Here is a 22,314-nt window from a genome sequence, read left to right on the forward strand (position 1 = left end):
GAAGACTCTTAATGATTCAGGATGACAGGTTCTGCTGCAGAAAAGCCTTAACTCTAGAATCCTTTTCCAGAACATCTTCGAAAATACTGAAGCGGTGGTCTGTTTCGTAGGAAATTATTCCGGCTCCGGCACGGCGCAGGATGCTTTTCATGGTTTCCTGGTCAAGCAGTTCGTCCTGCTCTCCGATGAGAGCCAGTATCTTAGACCCTTCAGATCTTCCGTCCTTGATTCCCTGTTCCACTTCGTCCTGGACCAGGGCAAAGCTGCGGGCATGCTCTTCGCTGATGATGATCCGGTCCCCGTTGGAGAATTCATAGGGTTCGCCGACCCTCGCGGAAATAAGGTCTCCGGGGGTCAGGGCCGGGTTGATAAGCAGTGCCGGGACTCCGTGGCGCATGTGCATTATCAGCGAATATAGACCGCCCATGGATGAGCCCTGCATAATAATCGGTCTTTCAAGGTTCTTCACCACCAGTTGCTCCACTATGCTCAGACTTTCCTGCGGGTCAGGAGGCAGGTCGGGGCTGATTATTTCGTGGTCCGGGTAGTATTTTACCAGTGCTGCGGCCTTGGAGTTGCTTCCTGATGATCCGAATCCGTGTATGTTGAGAAAAATGTTTTTCATATCAAGGTGATTGGGTTATGGTCTTTTGCAAATTATAAGTGCAGGCATTGTGTTATCTGTTGAATCTGTAATCAAAAGTGGCGAAGCCTGCAACATCGGGCGGAGCAGTCTGCGCAGAGCCCTGCTTTGGTAAATGCAGGAAAGGGTCGAATTGTGAACAAACGACATCCGCGAATTGTTTTTTTCAGCGGCGGGACCGCTCTCAACGGCCTTGCGGCAGAACTGGCACGTCTGAATTCTGAATGTTCATACATAATCACCACCTTTGATTCCGGAGGAAGTTCGGCCAGCCTGCGCGATCTGTTTGATATGCCCGCTGTGGGGGATGTGCGCAACCGGCTGATCGCACTGGCTGATTTGGAAAGTCCCGAGCGCAGGAAAATTGTGCATCTCCTTTCTTCACGTCTTCCCAAGGGCGGGGATCTGCTTTCCCTGCAAAGGGAGCTGGCTGACCTTGCTGACGGAGACCATCCGCTGATGAGAGGTATTTCCGAGGTCGTCTGCAGGATTCTGGCTGACCGGTTCGCTTTTTTTCTTGATCTGGCCGGAGAACGGTTCAATCCGTTCAATGCAAGCCTCGGAAATATAATTCTGGCATCCGGCTTCATGGCCCATCAGCGGATTCTTGCTCCTCCGATAGCACAGTTCTCACGGCTAATCAGGGCCGGCGGGACGGTACGGGCAGCCACGGTGGACAACGGTCATCTGGCAGTGCGTCTTCAAAACGGCGAGATTCTTGCCGGGCAGCATCTGTTCACAGGCAAGGAGGCCGATCCGATACCGTCTCCGGTGGACGGCATGTGGATCTGTTCCGGAATAAACGATCCCTGGCCCAGGCTTGTCCATGCCTCTTCCCTTGCCATGGCACTGGTGGAGCAGGCCGACCTTATTGTTTATCCCATGGGCAGTTTCTATTCCAGCGTACTTGCCTCCCTCTCTCCGCAGGGGATGGGACTGGCTATTTCCCGTAATCCGTGCCCCAAGCTTTTCATTCCGAACATGGGAAATGATCCCGAACTGCTGGGGCATGACCTGCCGCTGCAGGTGGACAGGCTGCTCGAAATTCTGCGTATGGACAATGCCGCACTTATCCGTGCCGAAAATGTTCTTAACGGAATTCTGATTGATTCCGGAAACTGGGATTATCAGGGCGCTGTCGAGAAGGACACTCTTAAAAAACTGTCGCTGAAAGTAATTGACCGTAATCTTGTTTCGAAGGACTCTGGGGGCCTGATTGATCCTGCGTTGCTGGCACCGGAACTTATGCGTCTGGTCTGCGGCAATGAATTTAAATGAATCCCTGTCAAACAAGGTTAGTTGCAGTTTATGTATATCGGTGCCCATATGCCCATCACCGGAGGCGTGGATAAGGCAGTTGAAAGAATAATGGCCATTGGCGGAACAGCCCTGCAGATTTTTACCAGAAACCAGCGTCAGTGGAAGGTCAGCCCGCTTGATGCTGATGTTGTAGCAAATTTCAAAAAACTGCGTGAGGAGTGGGGACATTACCCGGTCAGCGTGCACGATTCCTACCTGATCAACCTTGCTTCTCCAAAGGATGACGGAGCCGCGAAGTCAGTAAGGGCCTTTGCACAGGAACTTCAGCGAACCGAGGCTCTGGGTATAGAATACATAGTCACTCATCCCGGATCACATCTGGGCACCGGCACTGTAGAGGGCCTTGAGCGGTACGTGGCCAATCTTGATCGGGCCATTGCCGAGTCTGAAACAGAGGAGGTGCGGGTGCTGATCGAAAATACCGCCGGGCAGGGCACCAACCTCGGAAGCCGTTTCGGTGAACTCGCCACCATACTTGAGGGTTCAGGCTATACCGAGCGCATGGGAGTCTGTTTTGACACCTGCCATGCCTTTGCGGCCGGCTATGATCTGCGAACCCCAGAAAGCTGTGAAGAAGTGTTCGCTCGTTTTGATGAACTTGTCGGTCTTGATTTTATCCGTTTTTTTCATCTCAATGACTGCAAGGAAGGTCTGGGGGCCCACAAGGACCGCCACGAGCACATAGGCAAAGGGACCATCGGGCTGGAGGGATTCAGGTATATCATGAATGATCCCAGGTTTTCAGCCGTGCCCAAGGTCATAGAGACTCCCAAGGAAGACGGGGAGGAGTTTGAGTTCGATAAAATGAATATCGAACTGCTGAGGTCCCTCCGCAACCTATAGAGTTTGCTTCGAATGATCCCGGCCGGAAAAAGACTCTTCCCGGCAGTCTTTTCCGGCAGTGCGGTTCATATCGCCTATAGGTTTTCAAGGCAGTTCTTGAGAGTTGAAACTCCGCATGAATGGAACATGTGCAGGGGAATCTGCTTGGATTTGGTGTACCTGACAATGTCCTTCTTGGCTGCATGGGAGATCTGGTTGGTGAAGATGATGACGTGATCGGCATTGCCCAGTTTGGCTGCCACCTTGTTCTCTTTTCCGGTAAACACCTTCAGGGTAACTCCCTTTTCTTTGGCCGAGCTTATGTAATCCCTTTTAAGCCTGTCCATTCCGCCGATAAGAGCTGCACACATGGTTGCCTCCTTGATTACGTTTTCTAATTTTGTACTGAAAATGAAATTCATTGTCAACAAAGTGTGTGATGAAACTTGAGCGTGCAACGGGCAGGTCGGAAAAATTATATATTTTTTTGCTATTTTTTGGTGTAACTTTTCTAACTCACACGCAATTATGATTTCCCGAAGCAAGGTTAAAACTATTGATTACAACTAATATAAATAACAAATGGGACCAAAGGGTTTCCGATTATTCACGGTACAGGCTCTTTCTGGTAAGTTCGTTGATATTTTTTACCTGTCTGGTCGGGTTTGCCTTGTGGATCAGTTATTCCTCTCAGATGCAGCTCAGGAATTCGGCAAGGGATCTGTTTGCCGGAGAATCGGCAAAGATGGCGATGGCTGTGAGTTTCTTTTTTTCAAGGCGCACTTCCGAGCTGGAGACTCTGGCGACGGATGATCATGTCAGATTGTTGGCCCGGGAGGTGCGTGAGTCCGGAATTTCCGGAGGGGATATCAGAGCTGATTCTCTTGGTGAGGTCTGCAGGTCTTTTTCCCGAGCTATGTCGGAAAAGATAGTGGGATCGGAACAGGTTTTTTCGAGAATCGGACTGCTGGATGACTCCGGAAGACTGATACTCGACACGGATAGTGAATGCCTGCTTCTGAGGGGATACGGCGGCTACGAGAAATTGAAGACAGTAGATGGGCCGCTGTTTGAAACCGGGGAGTCTGCAGGTGTAATGAGTCTGGTCGTCAGTGTGCCGGTGCGTAGCGGTGCTGAATCTCTTGGTACTGTGGTGGGCTGGGTCCGGATTGAAAGCCTGCACCAGAGCCTTTCCAGTATAACGGTATCTCCCTCCGTAGGAAGCGATTTCCTGCGCATCGGCAATACTGTTGTGGCTGTGTCCGATGCTTCGGCATTTCAAAGCGGACAACTGTTGCTCATGGATGCTCTGAAGAACTGGAACGGGATGACAGTGCTGGAAGCCGGGGAGTCCGGTCGACTGGAAAACTATCTGGCGATTTCTTCTCCTGTGCAGGGCACATCTCTCAGCATAATTTCTCTGGTCAAGGAAAGACGTATTTTCGGGTCGTTGAGCCTGCAGGCCCATCTGATTCTTTCCGTGTTTATTTTTGCAGCGGTGGCCATTGGCTGTTATCTGCTGGTCCTTACCATTTTCAAGCGTCAGATATATGAGACCAAGGTGTTTGAGTCCGGGTTGCGTGAGTCGGAAATAAGCGCTCAGAAGGAGAAGCTGGAAAAGGAAATCAAGAACCGCAGGCTGGCGGATGCACTGCGCAAGCGGGCCGAGATACGCTACCGCGATATATTTGATAATGCCCCGGTGGGAATTTTTCAGATAACCCTTGAAGGTCGGTACCTGACCGCAAACGCCGCACTGGCAGATATATTTGGATACGACAGTCAGGACGATCTTATCTCCAGCGTGAATGATGTCCGCAGTGAAATTTACGCTAATCCTTCCGAATGGGATGCCGGCATCAAGTTGCTTAAGACTACTGGACTGGTTACCGGCTATGAGGTGGAATGTCAGCGCAAGGACGGAACAACCATCTGGACTTCCCGCGATTTCAGGCTGGTTGAAGGAGATCCGGGATTCCCGGCGTATCTTGAGGGATTTGTCATTGATATTTCGGCACGAAAGAAAGCTGAAACGGAAATTGAAAACAACCAGAAAAGACTGCGGTCCCTTTTCGACAATTCTCCTGTAGCCCTGTGGGAGCTGGATCTTTCCCGTGTAAAAGAATTGTTTGATTCCCGCGGAAATGGGGCCACTGCGCGCATTCGGGATGAGTTGCTGCAAAGCAAAGAACTTGTTGCCGATTGTGTGGGGCTTATTCGGGTGCTGGATTCAAACAATCTTGCAGCGGAATTTCTGAAGGCCCGCACCGGTGACGAAGGCTCCGGGAATATTTTTTCTCCATATGTCACAGATCAGGGCTGGCGTTTTTTCAAGACAGTCTTTTTGGATTTTGCTTCCGGGCAGTTCCGGCACAGGAGTGAGATTCAGCTGACCCGTGACGATGGAAAAATGCAGTTCCTGATTATAAACTGCAGTATTGTTCCGGGTTTCGAGGATTCGTGGACAAGGGTGTTGGCCACTATTGAGGATATTTCCGAGCTTAAGCGTATTGAAAATGAGTTGCGCATAAGTCGTGAACAGGCTGAGAAAGCCAACGAGGCCAAAGGGCATTTTCTTGCCAATATGAGCCATGAATTCAGGACGCCAATGAATGCCATAAAGGGGATGGTCCAGCTGCTGCAACGTTCGGAACTGACAGACGAACAGCAGGAAAACTTGCGCCTGATCAAGTCATCGGTAGACAGCCTGCTGGTTATCGTCAACGATATTCTGGATTTCTCGAAACTAGATTCCGTTCACATGGAACTCAGTGAGGAGAATCTGGACCTGCCTTCCTTTCTCAAGGACCTGCGCGATGTGATGGATATCGGGGCCATGAACAAAAAGTTGGAAGTCCGTCTTGAAGCTCCCGGTATTCCGGCCTGTGTCAGGGCTGACGGTTTGCGGCTCAGGCAGGTGCTTACAAATCTTCTCGGAAACGCCGTGAAGTTTACTGACGAAGGTGAGGTTGTCCTGCGATGTTCAGTTGCAACTCAGCCGGCCTCCAGCGAAAAAGCCACGCTGTTTTTTGAAGTGTCAGATACCGGCATAGGACTTCCTGAAGATAAAATCGATTCCCTCTTCAAATCTTTTGTTCAGGCAGATCCGTCAATCACCCGCAAGTACGGTGGAACTGGTCTGGGACTGGCCATCTGCTACCGGCTGGTAAAGTTGATGGGTGGAGAATTGTCCGCCCGTAACAATGAGGATGGAGGAGCTTCTTTTTCATTTACCCTGCAGCTTGAAAAATGCAGTGAGATGAAGAAACCGCTTGAAGATAACAGGGGCGAGGTCTCGGAGGCAGGGCCTGATTTATCCAGAGTAAAGGTACTTGTGGCTGAAGACAGCCGCATGAATCAGATTCTTCTGCGCAAGGTCTTCCAGAAAAACGGCATCAACGATTACCAGATTGTCGAGAACGGTAAGGACTGTGTGGATGCGTTTACGAAGTCGGATGACTACGACATAATATTTATGGACATCCAGATGCCAGTAATGGACGGTTTCGAGGCCGCAAGAGCTATCCGCCGACTTCATTCCCCGGTGCGTATCGTGGCGCTTTCCGCCAATGCCGGAGAGGATTTTCATAAGCAGTGCATAGACAGCGGAATGAACTCCAGAATCGTCAAGCCTTTCAATGTGGAAGACCTGCTGGCCGAGATTGCACTTGTTTCAGGCGGGCAGGATGAAAAAGGCTAAAGGTCTTTTTGTTGCTCTTTAAATTAATATTTTCATACAGTTATATGACTGTACGCTGCGTTTTCGATAATGCTTGAACGCAAAAGCAGACGATGGTAACTCCCTAGTCTTGGCGTATGAAATTAAGTTTTTTTACCCGGCCTGAGGATGAATCGTGATGATAAAGGCTCTTGCACTGAAAAAATATAATTATTTGCGTGTGGCCCCTTTACCCCACTTTGTTCTGGGATTGTGCCTCGGCATGGTGGTTACGCTGGTCTGGCTTGCTGCAGAATTCTATCGAGACGGACACAGTCTCGGTTTTATAACATCAGTTGCCATTGCCTTGAGTTGGGTTACCGGAGCATTCTTTTCGGTGGCCGATATAATCAGCCGTTACCGCGAGTATCTGCGTATCCGCAAAATGCTTGCGGACAAGGGCTACAGCGAGAAGATATTCAAGGCAGTAGCCTCATCCCGCTGCCAGCGCGATGCCGCTCTCTGGGCGGCCAAGCAGACCGGATACGACTGTCTGGCCAAAAAGGTCTATCATCGGCTGGGCTACCGCTGGTATCACGTCATGCCGGATCTGCTGGTCAAAAATCCATTCCGTCTGTTCACACCGAAGTTTTTACGAACCGCCTTTAAGCCCGGTAAACGTATCGACAGCTAATCAAAGGCCCCGGCAGATATTTCTGCCGGGGCCTTTGGTTAATGGCTGTTGCTTCTTGCCTTGAAAACGATCAGTCCGTCCTGCTTTTCGCCGGAAGCCTTGTGTCGCGGCGGCGTGTTCTTGTATTTTACTGCCGGATATCCCAGCATAAGGGCTCCGTGGATCATGTGCCCTTCTGGTACACCGAGGAGAGTACGGACCTTTTCACTGTATGCTGCGGCCAGCACCAGATATCCGGCCCAGCAGGCTCCTATTCCTTTGGCGTGCGCTGCGAGTTCAAGGTATGCAGTTGCGAGTACAGTATCCGCCTGAGGAGTGATTCCATTAAGCGGAGCCCATGAGACAGCAAGGGCCGGTGCGCTGCGGCAGATTACATCATTCCCTTTTCTGTAGGCGTTTATAAGACCGGACAGGAACAGTTTTTTAGCCAGCGGATTTTCCCGCGTCACCATTTCTTCCATCCAATCAACTATGGCTCCTGCTGTTTCCTGAACTTTCTCTGGGTCATCGATGACTGTCCATGAAACCGGCTGGGCATTATGTCCGGAAGGGGCGTATGCGGCCAGATGAATCAGTTCGGTAAGCACTTCGGTTCCAAGTTGTTTTTTCTTGAAACGACGGATTGAACGGCGGCTCCTGATCAGGGTTTCAACTTCAGCGTATTCAGGCAGATTGTCTGCTGTGAACGGAATGGACTGCTGGCCGGGGAAGGCTGTCAGGGTAATGGCATTAGTGGGACAGATGGCGGCGCAGTGTCCGCAGTTGATACAGTAGTTGGCCTTTTTGGGGTGAACGACCGGAGCCCGGCCTTTTTCTCCCATGGTGAGTACGGACAGGGGGCATTCATGCACGCAAAGCTCGTCCGCTTTGCAGAGTTCTGGGTCAATTTTAATTGGCAGCATTTTGTTCTCGTATGATTTTGAACCGGTGTAACGGATGTTGATTGAAGAGCCGGACGCACGGATTTCCGTGCGGAATTGAAGGTGGGTTTGTTAAAGTCCGGCTGGTTTCCACTGTCGAGAAATGCAGTTGTAAAGTCCGCCTGGAAAAGCGGTCCCCAATATTATAAGCAGATTTGAGAGTTTGACCAGCAGAGGAATGGATTAAATCAAGGCCGCCCTTGGGCGGCCTTGATTTGGTTACCTTATGGAGTGATTTCGTGTCCATCCAGCAGCAGCAACACATACGAGTCCGACAATTGCCAGTGTCCAGGCGGAAGGTACGGGAATCGGGGCCGGTACCTGTTCAAGAATGCCCAGATCCATGTTTCCGTGCAGGTGCTTGTGCCCTTCATAATCAAAGTGGGCGAAGCGGATCTTGTTGGTTTCAAACTCAACGTAGAAGGCATTTTCAATCGTCTGCTCTCCCGTAAGTCCCGTGTAGTCGAATACCGTATCAGGTGTCAGCAGGGTGAACTCGTTAAAGCCGCTCAATCCCTTTCCAGCATAGAATCTGACTGCTGTTCCCTGGTCAATATGCGCAGTAATATCAGCTAAGGTGAAGGTCGATGTCGCCTGCAGATCCTTCAAGCCTACTGAGCCAAGGTAGTTGCTGTTGCCCAGCTTCCAGGTCTTCCCCTGATTTTCCATGACAAGTCTGAAGCTTGCACCCTGCGAAACCGCAGTTGCAAAAACAATCATTATCGCTGTCAGGATAATGATAAACATGGTTTTGGCAGTGGTTAACTTCATTTTATCCTCCTGCTCAGCTTGTGCATGAAGGATGGTTATGGTTGTAACTAAGCGGTAAACGTTCTTATTAATAATGTAAGTACTGGTATTGTTAAGTCAAATAGGAATAAAATGATGTGTTAATATAGTGTGATGGTTTTTGTTATTTTTAAAATCCAAAGTTAAAGAAAATCCCCTTGTCGCATTATCAACGGCAAGGGGATGCATATTAATCTTTTTGTTCAGCTATTTTGTAGCAGCGTGTCGGCTGACAGTTACTCTTCGTCTTTTTTCATCTCTTTTGCATCTTTTTTTTCTTCATCTTTAGTGCATGAAGAGCCATCTGCTTCGGCTGCTATTGCTTCCGACCAGCCAAATTCAAGTTTCAGTTTGACCTTGTCTTTTTTTGCTTTGGCTTTGAGTTCCATCTGAATCTGGTCGGCTGGAAAAACGGTAATGCTGTTTTCTTCACCGCCTATCATGATTTCCCTGTTTTTGAAGTTCTTGAGCAGTTCTTCCAGAAATGAAATAGTCTCGTCGTAGCTCATGGCCTGTTTCACGGATACTTTTCTCTTTTCCTTTTTTTCTTTACCCATAACATACCAGCCTTTTTCCGGGAGTTGTCAGGTAAGCGACAGCAGGGCTTTTGACAGCAGCGCAGGGTCCAGATAGGGCGCGCTCTCTTCGCTGATCAGTTCACAGTCGATCACCTGTATCCCGAGTTTGTTGATTTCGTTTTTGTCCACCCCGCCGGGATAGATACCGTTAACCGAATCCACCAGTATAAAATTAAGTACATCACCTATGGCAATGTTATCAAGATCGTCCTTGCGAAGATAGTAGAGAAGCTTGTTTATCTGGTCGGTGAGGGAATGGCCCATCAGTTCCGGGTCAGTTCCGGTGTTCGGTGTAAATACTTTGGGGCATCCGTTCCCTTTAATTGCATTGCCGATGCCCTTGGGCAGCAGGTTGGCCACTACGCTGGAGTAGAAGCTGCCCAGCGGATAACAGATCAGTTCCGCACTGCGGATCAGGTCGTCCAGTTTTTCCCTGATTTCGACTTCACATGGGGTTGAATCACCGAGGTTTTCGGCGAGCCAGAGCTTCTTGATACTTGAGGTGATCGGGCCGGCTTCCTTGCCGGTGAGCAGGTGCTGTCCCACTACAAAGCTGCCGTCCTCCAGTTCCGCCGCAAGGTGCAGGTCCATGTTGACCGTGGGGCGCACTATGCCGCGAACTTCGACCAGTTTGGAAAAAATGTAGATTACCGGGTCAATGTGGCGGCGGTTGCCTATGTATCCGGCTGTGAGAATGATGTTGCCTATGCTGGCCCCGCGCAGGTTGAAGTCCTCCATTATATCCGCAAACTGGATGAAGTGGTTTCGGATGATCTTGCGCATGGGGGCGTGGATGTCACGGACGAGCGGATGTTCTCCGGACATAAGCTGTTCGAATTCGGCCCGAAGCTCGGTGTCGTCGGCTTCCTTGGGCAGGCGGTAGGCGAAAAGTTTGTATATGGCGGGGTTTCCCAGCACTGACTGGTCCGCAAGGGCCATGAGCCGGTTGCGGATGTCGCCCACGGCCAGCATCTTGAATTTATTTCGGATGACGGCAGAGCTTCCCCCGGAATCGAACGGGGTGATTATATGGATGCTGTTGTGGGTATACTGGGTCAGCTCGGTGGAAGTCTTCTTCAGGGCTGTGCCGCCGCTGAAAAAAAGAATCCTGGGACCGAGGTCGGGAGTCCTTCTGTAGCGTTCAAGTTTGATCGGGTCCGGAACCCTGACTTCCCTTTCGATTTTAATCCGCATTGGCCTTACCTGTTTAGGGGAAGGGCAAGCCGCTCCGCGGGGGGGGGCGGCCTGCCTATGAATTCATTTCGTTATGGTCATATTAACAGATCTGCAAAACATGATTTTCAGGTGCCTATTTCACATAGATTGACTTAACCTGATAGGGATTCCAAAGGGGCTTAGCTCCCTTTGACCGCCGGAGGCGAAATCAAATTGTCAAAAGCGCAGAGCGAATCAACTTTCTGTCTCCTAAAGTGATCCGTCCTGCATGAATTTCAGGCAGGCATCGGCAGCCTTGTCGAAATCCACTCCGCCGCTGATCTCGATGAGAGTCGTCTTTGACAGTATTTCCGCGTATGCGTCAATACCCGGGTCGATTTCTTTTTCAGCTGCATCCGGAAGATAGAACAGGCCGGTTGCCTTCATGAAAGCCGGGAGCAGGTCTTTCCTTTCAACAGGATTGACGATTCTGACCTCGGTTTCCTGACGGTTTCGCTGCCAGTTCAGGATGACCAGACCGTTCATGGGGGCCCGAAGCACGAATTTGTTCTTGCCGTAGCATTCGTCTATGAGGGCGTCATACTTGTGTTCAAGTTCCCATAGTTCCTCCTTGGGCAGGGAAAGGAATTTTTCTTTGTCTTTCGGAGTGATGATGCAGGACAGGTCCGGGTTGTTGAGCGCTGTTCCGGGGTTGATGCGCGGCTGTTTGGCAACACCGTAGACGGTGAGCCCGTCTCCGCTATCTTCGACCATGACCCGGTCATTGCTGATGAAGGTTGTGCCACGGCTCATGAGGTGCAGGGCAAGGGTGGATTTGCCCATGCCGGAAAAACCGGCCAGCGCAATTCCGCGTCCGTTGTACATGACCCCTGCAGCGTGGCCGAGAAAACAGCCCTGATTGAGTTTGTATTCGATGAAGCGGTTGTTGATGAAGTTGATGACCTGATTTGAGTTTTCAATGCACGGTCCGACAGCAATGTTTTCCCCGCCGCCGAAAACAAAGACCATTCCGGTAAGGCGTTTGGAAACCACCCGGCCATCAGGAAGATCAGTGAATTCCTCTTTGATTTTGGTCTTGCCCGGATCCGGTGTTTTTACGGAATACTCTAAGCCGAGGTCCACCGGGGAGCTTTCATGCGCAGTTATGAGTATGTCTCCCTCTGCTTCCCTGACCAGAAACTCCTTGAAGTAATTTTCAAGGTCCGCAAGCAGCTCTTTGCTGTTGACCCTTGTCTCGATGATGCAGCCGCCGAAATCTATGAACAGGGACTGGGTTGCCGGGAGTTCCTCACGGTATTTTCTGACAATGCCTGCTCTGGAAATTGTGTTCATGTTCATTATCCTTCCACCTTGCTGATTACATAGTCCACGTACTCTGCAGCCGCATCAATGCCTCTGGCGTCGCGCAGTCCCCTGAATCCTCCGAAGGCCGAAACCTCGAATATGTAGGGACCGTCTTCGGTGATGGCTACGTCAACGCAGGTAAAGTCGAGATTGAAGATTGCCTGTGCCTTCTGCGCAAGGTCGATGATCTCCTGCGGCGGATCTATGGGGGCGTACTTGCCGCCGTTGACCGTGGTGGTATTCCACGAATCGGTGGTTTTGCAGCGGGCGTAGGTGGTCAGGTATCTGCCGCCGAGAAAGACGATGCCCATATCGCTGCCATTGAGGTCGATGGTCTTCTGGATGTACATGGTCCTGTACTCGCGGCAGTATTCTTCGACGGCCCTGCGGGCCTCAGGGCCGTGTTTAAGTACGATCATCCCGCGGGCCTTGGTGCTGTACAGGGGTTTGAAGACCGCTTCCCCGTACTCTTCCAGTGCCGCAAGGGCGTGGTCCACGTCCTCGGTAATGGTGGTGGGAGGCATGGGGATGTCGCCGAGCTGCAGGGATATGGTGCAGGTAAGGCGGTCCAGTACCCGGAGGATGGAGTAGGGGGAAGAGAAAAATTTCACTCCCCGGCCTTCAAGCATGCGCAGCATTTCAAGGCGATCAAGCAGGTCCGGGGAATACTCACGGCCTATTTTCTTGATGATCACCGCATCGTAGGATGCCAGATCCTCTCCTTCCACCATGGCCCGTCCTGAGGGCAGGTCCAGACGGACATCCTGCATTTCAAATATTTTTGTTTCCCGGCCCGTTTTAGCTGTCACCGCTTCGGCGAGCTGTTGCGAAGACCAGGCCCCCTTTATGCCGATTACACCTATTTTCATGGTTCTTCCTTGAGTTCCGGTTAGTAGTAGAGAATATCTTCGGGGAGTATGAAATTATTCCAGTTGCCGCTGTAGCGGTTCACTTTTTCGAGCAGAAACATGGAGCGGTTGAACATTTCCTTGGCAAACGAATAGTTGAATTCGAATCTTGTGGAAGTGTAGAACGAACGGGCCAGCGCCAGTGCCAGACGGGCCTGCCATGTTATGTCGCCGTGCTCGTTGGCGAATTCTTCTGCAAAGTGGTAGAAGCGGGTGATGACCGCATTGATCTTGTTCCTGATGGGGCGGTCGAAGACCGGCATTCTGAATCCTGAAACCAGAAAGACCGATACATCCTGAATGTAGTCGAAGTCTCTTGAGCGATACAGATCAATGAATCTGATCCTTTCATCGACGTTGGCATAGACTACGTTGTTACAGTTGAAATCCCCGTGAATGAATACCGAGAAAGGCGCAGGGATGGATTCCTCAATGGTCAGGCATTCCGTGATGAGTGCCTCAGTGGAAATAATATCCGTTCCGCCGAGTTGCCGTGCATTGCGGTTGAATTCCGGGTGCACCTGCAGGACTCCGGACTGGCGGGACTTGAGCTGCTTCATGAATGTGGTCGTCAGGGGCCCCGGCTTCTTGGTGGAATTCCATATGTGGCGCAGGGTCTGCTCAAGGATGAACAGGGCGTTTTCAAGGTCAGCATCATCGGAGGTGAGGATCATTGTATCAAGGGTGCAGCCGGGCAGAAATTCAACCAGCATGGACCCCTTGTTTTCCTCGGGCATTTCGTGGAAGCCGAAAACTTCCGGAACCATGCCGGGAAAATTTTTGTTCCATGTCTGCAGGTTTTCTCGTTCCTGTCTGATTTTGTCCAGATTCCCTTCCTTGTAGATACTTCCCTGTGCTACCGGGGTGAGCGGTTCGGCCCTGCCGTTGGTTCCCTTGGCCTGAATGCGTCCTATGCGGCAGCCGGAACGGGAGCCCCATATTCCCTGAAAGTCGATGTCCGAAAAGGAACCGTCAAATCCGGAAACGCTGAGGGTCTGCTGCAGGGATTCGAACTGCTCGATCTTGATGCGTTCCCCGAGAATGGAAAAAATGATTGCCTCGCCCACATTGAGCAGGGAATCGCCGATTCTTTCAAGGTAGCGGAAAATGAACAGGATGGTCACGAGGTTGGGTATGTTCTTACCGCTGCCCATCTCTGCAAGGATGTGGTTGAAGTTGTCCTTGTACAGGGAGTCCAGACGATATTCCGATTTGCAGATGGCAAGCGCCATGGGCATATCATCCTTTGAGAAGGCTTCTTCGATTATCGTGGTGGTTTCCTCGATAATGTCGAAGGCTTCCTCGCACTCGAAACGGTGTACGAATGACTTGTCTTCAAGATAGGCCATCTGGTTGACTATGTTGACGCAGTAGTCCCCGATGCGTTCAAGGTTTACGGATGAAACCTGAATTGCCCTGATCTTGTTGAGAAGATTCTTGTCCAGATCCTTGGAGCTGTTGATGCGCGAATAGCACTTGTTCTCAATGACGGTTTTCAGGTTGTCGATGTAGTCGTCCCGTGATGTGATCTTGCGGAACAGGGAACGGGAAGGGGACCTGACGAATTCCCGGGTGGCCTTGACCTGATTGAGTACTTCTATGATGAGAAACTTGAAGTTCTCATCCAGACCTTCGAATGTAAGCATGGTTATGAGTAGACGGTAAGAGTTTTGTTTTCGGGGTTATTCCCTTCGCAGGATTCTTTCCAGGCGATCTTGATGCTGATCTTGTTGGAGTCGGATTTCCTTTTGGCCTTGACCGAAAAGTTGAGCAGCCCCTTGGGAGTCAGTTCGATCTGGTCTCCGTTGGTGGAAAGGTTTATTGCGCCGGATTCAAAACCATCAACCAGTGCCGACAGGAACTGGCGGATGGTCTCCGAATCCTGAAGAGACTCGAAGATGAATTTCTGTTCTACTGACATGTCTGATCTCCATAAAACCGGCGGCGGTGTTTTTCCGCCACCGGGGTGCTTGTTAAGTCGATGTGTGGATGAGCTTTAACATTGCAGCAATGGAGTTGAGTTTCAGTTTGATGAAGATTTCATGACGAATGATTCCGCCGGATTATCCGGCGAGTCGTTCTCGGTATTCGCTGATGACAGAATGACGGTCTATACCCGCAATGATCAGCTTCTTTCTGATATGGAGGTCGTCCCAGGCCGGTTGCAGGCCGATTTCGCGTCCTGCTTTGTCCGGGTCCTGGGTTTCCGGGGATTTGGTCTTCTCACTCATGTGGCAGTCGTCACCCATGAAGATGAGCAGGTTGCGGCCTCCTGAAGGGCGGCTGGCGTTCTGTTCGTTGACGACGGAGATGAGGAAATCCGTATAACGCTGGGATTGCGGGTTCCAGACTTCAATTCCGTCCACATCGTATTTGGCGAGCAGGATGGGCCAGAATTCTTCCGGATGGGGAATGACCACGCATCCACCAAGGGCACGGGCCTCCTCAATGACTTCTGTTGCGCGGTAGAAGAATTTCAGGGAAAAATTCTGTTTTACAAGCTTTTTCACTTCTTTGAGATACGCCTGAATACGGTTGATGAGATTATCTCCGTACTTGGGGCGCATGGCGTCGAAGTAGTTCTTGACCAGCTTGTTCTTTATTGCTTCCTGCGAAACATTGGACCATTCCTCGTCCAGTATGGTCTGCAGTTTGGTGACGTATACCCGGACCATTTCCACGAGATCCTCGTCCGCCCCTGTTTCGCGTGCGGCGATGGCTATGCGGTCTTCCATGGGCGTGGTGATGGTGTCCATGTACTCGAACAGCTGTGAGGACCTGTATTTAAAGGTATGGGCCAGCATGGATTTGAGCACTCCGGCATCCTTGACCCTGTCGTTTTCAAAATGGAGCAGAAGCTGGACCTTCTGGTTGAATCCACTGGCATAGCAGTCCACTTCCACGCCGGTATAATTCCCGTAGCTCATAAGCACGTTGTGCTGGGTGGGGATCATCATCCTTTCCCTGGCGTTGGGGAACATTGCGTCCACCCTCCGGGTAATGAGATCAAGGGGGACAAATTCCGGATGCCAGTGCAGGGCCAGCAGGTTCTCCTGCCGGGGATAGATCTTGGAAGGGGTAATGACCTGCTCGATCTGCCAGTCTGCCAGTTCGGTGGATATCACCTCATGAAATCTCCGGCGGTCCTCGTCGGTTATTTCAGGTGAGACTTTGACTGCCTGAGGGCAGCTTGCTTGGGTATTCATGCTCATAGTCCTGTCTGTTCTTAGGCGAACGGTTAACGCTACGTCATTTCAATCATATTTGGCGTGGCAATTGGTCTTGATGTGGTTCAGTTCATCGCAGGCCGCATGTGCCTGTTCAATGCTGCCGGATTCGAATGCCGACTGGAACCGATCACATGCAGCTAGGTATTCTGCGAAATATTCATCGCCGTACCCTTTGCCGGTGTATGTGGTCATCAGCCTGGAGTCGGCAATGAATTCCTCCACAACTTCGGCAGGGGGCATTTCCCCTGCGTGGAGGGTCTTGAAAATTATCTTGAAGGATGCACGCATGCGTTTCTTCAACTGGCTGAATTTGGGCATGCCCGAGACTTCAATGGTCTCCTGTCCTTCTGCGGCTGGAGTTTCCTCCACGACATCCTTTGAAGGCTTGGCCTTGATCTTGATGACAGTATGGCCCTGCTCGGTTCGGATATTTATCTTGAGCTTCTCAAATCCTTCAATGGCGGCAAGGTAGGCGTTATCGTCAGATGTGCCGTTTTCAATTGCCGAAGCCATTTTGCGGAAAAAATCCGGAAGTTCTTCGGCGTTCATGATTTTTTCTATTTTGCTTCCTTTGCCCATGGCATGGCCTCCTGATCACTGAGTAAAGTCTGCGGCTGGTTTATCTCAGCCGATTGTACATCGTTTCAGTATGTAGCTGATATGCCGAGCACAACTGTTGCGGAACTGTTACAATATGGCAACCGAAAGGTGGCAATAGTCTTTTGCTGCAACGTTTCCTGACTGCAGGTTGAATAGCGGTCCAGTCTGAAGATTATACCCAAGAAGGGTGGCTTGGCTAGTACTTGTTTCCGGCCGGATTTTCTTCCCTTTGCGTCCCTTGCCGCAATGCAGCTGCATGATGTTTTACGGTGGAAATATAAACAGCCCGGAGGTCAGGACTTCCGGGCTGTTGGTTGATGCAATGAAATATGGCGTTTATTCTTCGGCAATAGCAAGTTCTTCGAGGTTCTTGCCGGTTTCCTGCTCTATGGATGTCTTGATGCGCATGGCAACGACCTTGCGTCTTTCAAGGTCGGCAACAGCTTCGGGATTGTCCCGGCGGGCTTCTATCTTGTGGTCGTACATGTAGACCACAGTGACCATCTGGTCGCCCTTGACCAGTTTGTCAGCAATAAAGACTATTTCCTTTTCCGTGACAGGACGGTCTCCGGAATATTCAAGATCGTTATGTGCTTCGACTATTTCGGCAACCTTTTCAAATCCATGTCCGCGCAGGATTTCAGCCCCGGCCCTTGCATGATCCGGCTGTCCTTTGGCAATGTCGTGCAGCAGTGCCGCAGCGGTAATCAGGGCCATATTAGGACCGCGGTCTCGCAGCCATTTCAGGTCGCGCCCGATACGCCGGGCCACGTCGCGGACCATTCGGCAGTGAATTACGGTCGCCTCCGGGGTCTTGTGGGTGGCGAGGAGCTGTTCGCACTGGTCCGGGGTAGGGATGGTGGACATTGGTATATCCTTCTGCTGTATGTTGATTATTTGAACGTTGACGAGAAAAAGATTCGTGAATGTTGTTCTAAGTTGAACTTGCTTTAATATGTGTTATTAAGTAGATATTGGCATATATTGCGAATAACCTAGATGGGGTCTATGCTTAAATCAGAACGTTTCACAAGCCGCGGTAATGAACTAGGTTCAGCTATCCAATATTCATTTTTAATGAATTCATGGAAAAATATTAGGTCTGATTTGCGACAATATCCCTATAGAGACCTACATGACTATTATGATTTTCATGTACATAAAAGAAACAAAATCCAGGCGTTAGTGGAACAAATCCTTGATGGTAGATACCAGCCCTCATTTCCCATTAGGTTAAGAGCCGAAAAATCAAAAGGGTTGGCTAGGCATATAATTGTTCCTTGTCCAGAAGACTCTTTGGTTCTTGAGGTTGTCTGTCAAGCATTAATTAAAAGAATCGTTCTTCCAGAAACAAAATCTTTTTTTAGCCGTAAGCATGGGGGTGCTCCATCTATTGAAAATGTTGATCCAAAAGATACTCATTATTTTTGGTGGGAGCTATGGCCTGAATTTCAGCGTAAAATTTTTGGCTTTGTGTCTGAGAACAGTTATGTAGTTGTTACAGATGTTGCAAATTATTATGATGGTATAGATTTTGTTAAATTACGAAATTATATTTCTGGGCTAAGCAATATCCCGGAGCCTATTTTAGATTTTATTTTTTTTGTTATTGAAAAATTTACTTGGCGCCCAGATTATCTCCCATATTCTGGGCGAGGATTACCTCAGATGGATATGGATGCGCCAAGGTTTTTAGCACATGTATTCTTATTGGAAATAGATACATACCTACAAAGAACCGTGGGTAATAATTATGTGAGGTGGATGGATGATATAGATTTTGGGTGTGATTCAAAGACTGAGGCTAAAGAAATTTTAAGAACGATAGATGAAATTTTACTTACGAATGGATTACATCTAAATTCATCAAAAACAAAAATTTTAACAAAATTAGAAGCTAAAAACCATTTTAATATAGAAGAAAACTGGTTCTTGAATGTGTTCACTAAGCGGCTGGATAGGCTCATTCACTCAAAACTGCCGTATGAGAGAGAAATAAAGCAACTAACAGAGAGATATTTGAAATTTTACAATGGGAACCGGACAGGTAGTTGGGAAAAAGTTATCAAGAGGTATTTTTCATTGGCGACAAAAGCCAATACGCAATCATTGGATTATGATTTAAATATAATCTTAGAGGATATTCCAAGCTGTAGAAAGAATGTTTGCCAGTATCTAAAAAGGACTGGTTGGACTTTTGAACGTGAGCAGCTGGTAAAAAGTTTTGTTTTAAATTGTGTTGATGATATAAGTGTTTTTTATGGGGTGCGTATTCTTTTAGAGTGGAGAAGTTCGTTCATGTTCTCCTATTCGCGGCGTATGGTCACATTAGCGGAGAATCTTTTCGAGAAGCATGGAACTGAAACGGCGTTTATTAATGCGTTGTGGTTACAAGGAAAATACGCATCTTCTAAAGAGCTGAGTTCATTTATTCAAAAGACATATTTATTCTGGTCTAGGAAAGATTATTTAGCTCGGCAGGTAGTTGCGACGTTTCCGCGGCTAAATAAAAAAGTTAGAGCCTCTGTAAAAGGTATAATAAGATCATTTGGATTGCTAAGTGCTCAATCTGTATTAAGTAATTTTGAATTTATTGCAGATAAGGGACAATTTAAAACTGTGTTTCCTTATGTTAAGCAGGCAAATAAAGATGGTCATTACCCTTTATGGAAGGCTTTTATAGCACTTTCATTATTTGAAGGGACATATACTCTTACCCAAAAGACGTATGTTTTGAACGAGCTGATAAGTTTGACTAAAAATGACATTATATCATTTTGGTTTAAGAAGATAAATTTGTCTTGAATATTAAGTTTTGCATTATTTTACTATTTCGATTGAATTCTCTCCAACGTCTAATTCTGAATTTTTCCCTCCAACCCGTCCCTTATAAAAATCAATAAAATTCTGCACCAGCGGGGTCATCCGTTCCGGATTCCAGATCATGCCTATCTCGAACGGGTGCAATTCGATTTCAAGTTGCTTCAGAGCAATTCCGTCCGGAATGGTTCCGATTGAATCGGTATTGATGACTGTCCAGCCCAGCCCGGCAGCAACGAAGACGTTTCCCGTATGCTTGCGCTCGTATTTCATACCTATTTTCAACTCAAGGTCAGCCGCGCCGAATATTTTCTGCATCTCCTTAACGCGCATACGGCAATAAGAGTCCGTGCTGCATATGTAGGGCAGTTCAGAAAGGTCTTTCAGGGTCAGCACATCCTTTTCGGCAAGGGGGTGGCTGGCCGGTATTGCTGCGCAGGTGGTGGAACGGTGAACAACCATGCTTTCAAGGCCCAAGAGGTCGAGCAGCTTCATGGTTACGAAGCCTACATGGCGGGTTCCTTCCTTTACTGCATTGATCTGGTGATAGGTGTTCTCATCGTACAGGCTTACGTCAACTTCGGGATACTCCCTGATGAAGTCCCCGACTATGCCGGGAAAGGCCGATGATAGTGCGAGGTAGATAAAACTGACGTGCAGTTTTCCGGCCCTGCCGTCTCCCATGGCCTGAAGTCTTGTTCTGGCCCTGTCCATGATCGACAGTATTTCCCTTGCTTCCTTGAGCAGATAACGGCCTTCCGCAGTCAGTTCCACTTTGCGGTTGGTGCGTTTAAATAGCGTCACCCCCAGATCTTCCTCCATGCTCTGAATCTGCCGGCTGAGCGGAGGCTGCTGGATGTGCAGTTTTTCAGCAGCGTTGCCGAAGTGGAGTTCTTCGGCAAGAGTCTTGAAGTAACGCAATTGGCGCAATCTCATAATGATACCTTTTTGATCTTAATATTCTGTAAAATGGTATTGGATTTGTATTATATGCTGTCGTAATCAAAATCAAACAAAAAAGGAGGTACAGCATATGTACGGATTGTATTTTTCAGGGTTTGCGAGTCTTAGGGCAACGATGGTGATTCTGCTGCTGACCGGGTGTATTATGGTTTGCGCTGAACCTGTTTCAGCTGCCATGCTGGTGGCACAGGGGAAACGAAATCACTACGTTGCCAATCAGGAAGAGGGAACTGTCTTTGCGGTATACGGAAATGGCGAGTGGGTGCGCTTTGCCGACGGGTTCGGCCACATCAGCGGACTTTGCGTGTGTCCTGACGGGACGGTGTGTGTCCTTTCCAGCTCACAGAGAAGGTTGTATCGTATAGACGCAGACGGCAAAGTGCGTAAAGCAACAAAGCTCGGAATCATCCCGCAGGCCATTTATGCGGACAGGGACGGCGAAATATATTTTGTGCAGCGCAACGGAGTGGTTACCGGAGTCATCGGCAAAGACGGGCCCGTTCAGCCGTAAGCAATGAAATTTAGGGCGGAAATGAATTGAAAGAAACTGAGCAACAAAAAAGGATTGAATCTGGCGATTCAATCCTTTTTTATGAAAAGTGGCGTCCCCAGGGGGATTTGAACCCCCGTCGCCGGCGTGAAAGGCCGGTGTCCTGGGCCAGGCTAGACGATGGGGACACATCTGAAATATGCACCTGCTTCAGTGGCCTGATTCACTGTAACGAAGCCGGTTATGTGAAGACTTACTTGGGTGATAAGTCTGTTTTTTTTGATGGCGTCCCCAGGGGGATTTGAACCCCCGTCGCCGGCGTGAAAGGCCGGTGTCCTGGGCCAGGCTAGACGATGGGGACGCATCTGAAATATGCACCTGCTTCAGTGGCCTGATTCACTATGACGAAGCCGGTTATGTGTAGACTTGCTTGGCGATAAGTCTGTTTTTTTGCTGGCTGGGACACAAGGACTCGAACCTTGATTAACGGAGCCAGAACCCGTCGTCCTGCCAATTGAACGATGTCCCAGCAGCGAGAAAACCTTTTATGTGGAATCGCTGTTGCTGTCAACAGGAAAATTAAATATTTTTTGATCCTTGCTTTGGATAACTTTGCCGATCGGAGAAAACGCGGCGGTTATTTACGGATATATGAGATTTCCGGTGTGCTAAAGTACAATTCCCGCCAAGTTCGCCCCTCATTTTATGGTCTTTGACATGCCTGAAACAGCGTCTTTCTGACGGAAACACGGAGATCCTTCCGGAAATCCTTCTTTCAGACGTATTACAGGACTAGCGGTTGGCTCACTTGTCCGTAACTTGTCGTCCTGATGTTTGACCGTAAATTCGATTTGATATGCAAGCAGTGTTGTTTGTAGAAAAAAAATACCGGATAATATTTTGACTGTTTTTTTGTGAAGTCATTTTACGGTCATATGGCATATACTGTCCTGTTTGTCCGTCGGTTCTTGTTCGGAATTGTTTGAACAGAGTTTGCTGCCAACGAGGATGGATAGCCTTGATTAGGAGCATGTGAACCGTATTTCCGGTGGGGAAAACGAAAAAGCCCGATTCTTGCGAATCGGGCTTTGAAATTTCGTGGCGTCCCCAGGGGGATTTGAACCCCCGTCGCCGGCGTGAAAGGCCGGTGTCCTGGGCCAGGCTAGACGATGGGGACGCATCTTGAATATGCACCTGCTTCAGTGGCCTGAACACATAGCGAAGCGGGTTATGTGTGAGATTCATGCTGGCATTTGAATCTCTTGAGTGGCGTCCCCAGGGGGATTTGAACCCCCGTCGCCGGCGTGAAAGGCCGGTGTCCTGGGCCAGGCTAGACGATGGGGACGCATCTCATATTTG

At 49.3% G+C, this 22,314-nt stretch carries 20 protein-coding genes and 5 tRNA genes; 6 read left to right on the forward strand and 19 right to left on the reverse strand.

The genetic code is table 11. The features are described 5' to 3' along the window. Positions 1–16: 16 nt before the first annotated feature. The gene (locus N7E73_RS12440) at positions 17–625 is read right to left on the reverse strand and encodes a YqiA/YcfP family alpha/beta fold hydrolase (protein WP_432735088.1); all 609 of its coding nucleotides are present in this window, start codon (positions 623–625) and stop codon (positions 17–19) included. 153 nt (positions 626–778) lie between these two features. Here N7E73_RS12440 and N7E73_RS12445 point away from each other — a divergent pair, with 153 nt between their 5' ends. Both N7E73_RS12445 and N7E73_RS12450 read left to right on the forward strand, forming a co-directional pair. Then, positions 779–1,921: a GAK system CofD-like protein gene (locus tag N7E73_RS12445; RefSeq protein WP_432735090.1), complete on the forward strand. Its 1,143-nt coding sequence runs from the start codon at positions 779–781 to the stop codon at positions 1,919–1,921. A 30-nt stretch (positions 1,922–1,951) separates the two neighbouring features. Then, positions 1,952–2,806, forward strand: a complete 855-nt coding sequence (locus N7E73_RS12450; protein WP_432738867.1) for a deoxyribonuclease IV — start codon at positions 1,952–1,954, stop codon at positions 2,804–2,806. 74 nt (positions 2,807–2,880) lie between these two features. Here N7E73_RS12450 and N7E73_RS12455 read toward each other — a convergent pair whose 3' ends face one another. Continuing rightward, the gene (locus N7E73_RS12455) at positions 2,881–3,156 is read right to left on the reverse strand and encodes a DUF2325 domain-containing protein (protein ID WP_432735092.1); all 276 of its coding nucleotides are present in this window, start codon (positions 3,154–3,156) and stop codon (positions 2,881–2,883) included. Positions 3,157–3,422: 266 nt separating this feature from the next. Between N7E73_RS12455 and N7E73_RS12460 the strand changes: the two genes are divergently transcribed. Next, positions 3,423–6,485 carry an ATP-binding protein gene (locus tag N7E73_RS12460; RefSeq protein ID WP_432735093.1) on the forward strand — a complete coding sequence of 1,021 codons (3,063 nt, stop codon included), beginning with the start codon at positions 3,423–3,425 and terminating at the stop codon, positions 6,483–6,485. 157 nt (positions 6,486–6,642) lie between these two features. Continuing rightward, complete coding sequence (locus tag N7E73_RS12465) at positions 6,643–7,137, forward strand: hypothetical protein (RefSeq protein ID WP_432735094.1); 495 nt, start codon at positions 6,643–6,645, stop codon at positions 7,135–7,137. Positions 7,138–7,175: 38 nt separating this feature from the next. Here the strand turns inward: N7E73_RS12465 and N7E73_RS12470 are convergent, their stop codons facing one another. From N7E73_RS12470 to N7E73_RS12520, 11 genes are all read right to left on the reverse strand, one after another. Then, entirely contained in the window at positions 7,176–8,039 is an 864-nt protein-coding gene (locus N7E73_RS12470; protein WP_432735095.1) for a nitroreductase family protein, read from the reverse strand. Positions 8,040–8,276: 237 nt separating this feature from the next. Next, on the reverse strand, positions 8,277–8,828 hold the full coding sequence (locus N7E73_RS12475) for a hypothetical protein (RefSeq protein WP_432735096.1): 552 nt from the start codon (positions 8,826–8,828) through the stop codon (positions 8,277–8,279). A gap of 254 nt (positions 8,829–9,082) precedes the next feature. Beyond that, positions 9,083–9,403, reverse strand: coding sequence for an amphi-Trp domain-containing protein (locus tag N7E73_RS12480; RefSeq protein ID WP_432735097.1), 321 nt, complete (start codon positions 9,401–9,403; stop codon positions 9,083–9,085). A 27-nt stretch (positions 9,404–9,430) separates the two neighbouring features. After that, the gene (locus tag N7E73_RS12485; protein WP_432735098.1) at positions 9,431–10,618 is read right to left on the reverse strand and encodes a GAK system CofD-like protein; all 1,188 of its coding nucleotides are present in this window, start codon (positions 10,616–10,618) and stop codon (positions 9,431–9,433) included. Positions 10,619–10,849: 231 nt separating this feature from the next. Next, positions 10,850–11,938, reverse strand: a complete 1,089-nt coding sequence (locus N7E73_RS12490) for an HprK-related kinase B (protein ID WP_432735099.1) — start codon at positions 11,936–11,938, stop codon at positions 10,850–10,852. Then, positions 11,938–12,813, reverse strand: a complete 876-nt coding sequence (locus N7E73_RS12495; protein WP_432735101.1) for a GAK system ATP-grasp enzyme — start codon at positions 12,811–12,813, stop codon at positions 11,938–11,940. Before N7E73_RS12495 ends, N7E73_RS12490 begins: the two co-directional genes overlap by 1 nt. 20 nt (positions 12,814–12,833) lie before the next feature. Continuing rightward, on the reverse strand, positions 12,834–14,498 hold the full coding sequence (locus N7E73_RS12500) for a PhoU domain-containing protein (RefSeq protein ID WP_432735102.1): 1,665 nt from the start codon (positions 14,496–14,498) through the stop codon (positions 12,834–12,836). A 2-nt stretch (positions 14,499–14,500) separates the two neighbouring features. Further along, positions 14,501–14,773: an amphi-Trp domain-containing protein gene (locus tag N7E73_RS12505; protein WP_432735103.1), complete on the reverse strand. Its 273-nt coding sequence runs from the start codon at positions 14,771–14,773 to the stop codon at positions 14,501–14,503. 142 nt (positions 14,774–14,915) lie between these two features. Further along, positions 14,916–16,058 carry a PHP domain-containing protein gene (locus tag N7E73_RS12510; RefSeq protein ID WP_432735104.1) on the reverse strand — a complete coding sequence of 381 codons (1,143 nt, stop codon included), beginning with the start codon at positions 16,056–16,058 and terminating at the stop codon, positions 14,916–14,918. A 48-nt stretch (positions 16,059–16,106) separates the two neighbouring features. Beyond that, positions 16,107–16,661: a GAK system XXXCH domain-containing protein gene (locus N7E73_RS12515; protein WP_432735105.1), complete on the reverse strand. Its 555-nt coding sequence runs from the start codon at positions 16,659–16,661 to the stop codon at positions 16,107–16,109. 357 nt (positions 16,662–17,018) lie between these two features. Continuing rightward, entirely contained in the window at positions 17,019–17,549 is a 531-nt protein-coding gene (locus N7E73_RS12520) for an HD domain-containing protein (RefSeq protein ID WP_432735106.1), read from the reverse strand. Positions 17,550–17,690: 141 nt separating this feature from the next. Here N7E73_RS12520 and N7E73_RS12525 point away from each other — a divergent pair, with 141 nt between their 5' ends. Then, positions 17,691–19,487, forward strand: a complete 1,797-nt coding sequence (locus N7E73_RS12525) for an RNA-directed DNA polymerase (RefSeq protein ID WP_432735107.1) — start codon at positions 17,691–17,693, stop codon at positions 19,485–19,487. A 15-nt stretch (positions 19,488–19,502) separates the two neighbouring features. On the opposite strand, the gene N7E73_RS12530 is transcribed toward N7E73_RS12525, so the two are convergent. Then, positions 19,503–20,438: a LysR family transcriptional regulator gene (locus N7E73_RS12530; RefSeq protein WP_432735108.1), complete on the reverse strand. Its 936-nt coding sequence runs from the start codon at positions 20,436–20,438 to the stop codon at positions 19,503–19,505. Positions 20,439–20,535: 97 nt separating this feature from the next. Here N7E73_RS12530 and N7E73_RS12535 point away from each other — a divergent pair, with 97 nt between their 5' ends. Continuing rightward, a complete protein-coding gene (locus tag N7E73_RS12535) occupies positions 20,536–20,976 on the forward strand; it encodes a hypothetical protein (RefSeq protein ID WP_432735109.1) in 441 nt (146 codons plus the stop codon). A gap of 89 nt (positions 20,977–21,065) precedes the next feature. Here the strand turns inward: N7E73_RS12535 and N7E73_RS12540 are convergent. The 5 genes from N7E73_RS12540 to N7E73_RS12560 form a co-directional block, all read right to left on the reverse strand. After that, positions 21,066–21,143 (reverse strand) — tRNA-Glu (locus N7E73_RS12540). Positions 21,144–21,238: 95 nt separating this feature from the next. Further along, positions 21,239–21,316 (reverse strand) — tRNA-Glu (locus tag N7E73_RS12545). Between the two features lie 93 nt (positions 21,317–21,409). Then, a tRNA-Gln gene (locus tag N7E73_RS12550) sits at positions 21,410–21,484 on the reverse strand. 570 nt (positions 21,485–22,054) lie between these two features. Continuing rightward, a tRNA-Glu gene (locus N7E73_RS12555) sits at positions 22,055–22,132 on the reverse strand. 90 nt (positions 22,133–22,222) lie between these two features. After that, positions 22,223–22,300: transfer RNA gene (locus N7E73_RS12560), tRNA-Glu, on the reverse strand. Positions 22,301–22,314: the final 14 nt, after the last annotated feature.

Origin of the sequence: Maridesulfovibrio sp. FT414, from assembly GCF_050916235.1 — a bacterium.
Taxonomy (GTDB): Bacteria; Desulfobacterota; Desulfovibrionia; order Desulfovibrionales; family Desulfovibrionaceae; genus Maridesulfovibrio.

Excerpts from the sequence above, each read along its gene's own strand:
- N7E73_RS12465 (WP_432735094.1), top strand. The coding sequence starts at position 6,643 with ATGATAAAGGCTCTTGCACTGAAAAAATATAATTATTTGCGTGTGGCC.
- N7E73_RS12475 (WP_432735096.1), bottom strand. The coding sequence starts at position 8,828 with ATGAAGTTAACCACTGCCAAAACCATGTTTATCATTATCCTGACAGCG.
- N7E73_RS12490 (WP_432735099.1), bottom strand. The coding sequence starts at position 11,938 with ATGAACATGAACACAATTTCCAGAGCAGGCATTGTCAGAAAATACCGT.
- N7E73_RS12450 (WP_432738867.1), top strand. The coding sequence starts at position 1,952 with ATGTATATCGGTGCCCATATGCCCATCACCGGAGGCGTGGATAAGGCA.
- N7E73_RS12525 (WP_432735107.1), top strand. The coding sequence starts at position 17,691 with ATGCTTAAATCAGAACGTTTCACAAGCCGCGGTAATGAACTAGGTTCA.
- N7E73_RS12500 (WP_432735102.1), bottom strand. The coding sequence starts at position 14,498 with ATGCTTACATTCGAAGGTCTGGATGAGAACTTCAAGTTTCTCATCATA.
- N7E73_RS12440 (WP_432735088.1), bottom strand. The coding sequence starts at position 625 with ATGAAAAACATTTTTCTCAACATACACGGATTCGGATCATCAGGAAGC.
- N7E73_RS12505 (WP_432735103.1), bottom strand. The coding sequence starts at position 14,773 with ATGTCAGTAGAACAGAAATTCATCTTCGAGTCTCTTCAGGATTCGGAG.
- N7E73_RS12470 (WP_432735095.1), bottom strand. The coding sequence starts at position 8,039 with ATGCTGCCAATTAAAATTGACCCAGAACTCTGCAAAGCGGACGAGCTT.
- N7E73_RS12515 (WP_432735105.1), bottom strand. The coding sequence starts at position 16,661 with ATGGGCAAAGGAAGCAAAATAGAAAAAATCATGAACGCCGAAGAACTT.
- N7E73_RS12530 (WP_432735108.1), bottom strand. The coding sequence starts at position 20,438 with ATGAGATTGCGCCAATTGCGTTACTTCAAGACTCTTGCCGAAGAACTC.
- N7E73_RS12455 (WP_432735092.1), bottom strand. The coding sequence starts at position 3,156 with ATGTGTGCAGCTCTTATCGGCGGAATGGACAGGCTTAAAAGGGATTAC.
- N7E73_RS12485 (WP_432735098.1), bottom strand. The coding sequence starts at position 10,618 with ATGCGGATTAAAATCGAAAGGGAAGTCAGGGTTCCGGACCCGATCAAA.
- N7E73_RS12480 (WP_432735097.1), bottom strand. The coding sequence starts at position 9,403 with ATGGGTAAAGAAAAAAAGGAAAAGAGAAAAGTATCCGTGAAACAGGCC.
- N7E73_RS12520 (WP_432735106.1), bottom strand. The coding sequence starts at position 17,549 with ATGTCCACCATCCCTACCCCGGACCAGTGCGAACAGCTCCTCGCCACC.
- N7E73_RS12495 (WP_432735101.1), bottom strand. The coding sequence starts at position 12,813 with ATGAAAATAGGTGTAATCGGCATAAAGGGGGCCTGGTCTTCGCAACAG.
- N7E73_RS12535 (WP_432735109.1), top strand. The coding sequence starts at position 20,536 with ATGTACGGATTGTATTTTTCAGGGTTTGCGAGTCTTAGGGCAACGATG.
- N7E73_RS12510 (WP_432735104.1), bottom strand. The coding sequence starts at position 16,058 with ATGAATACCCAAGCAAGCTGCCCTCAGGCAGTCAAAGTCTCACCTGAA.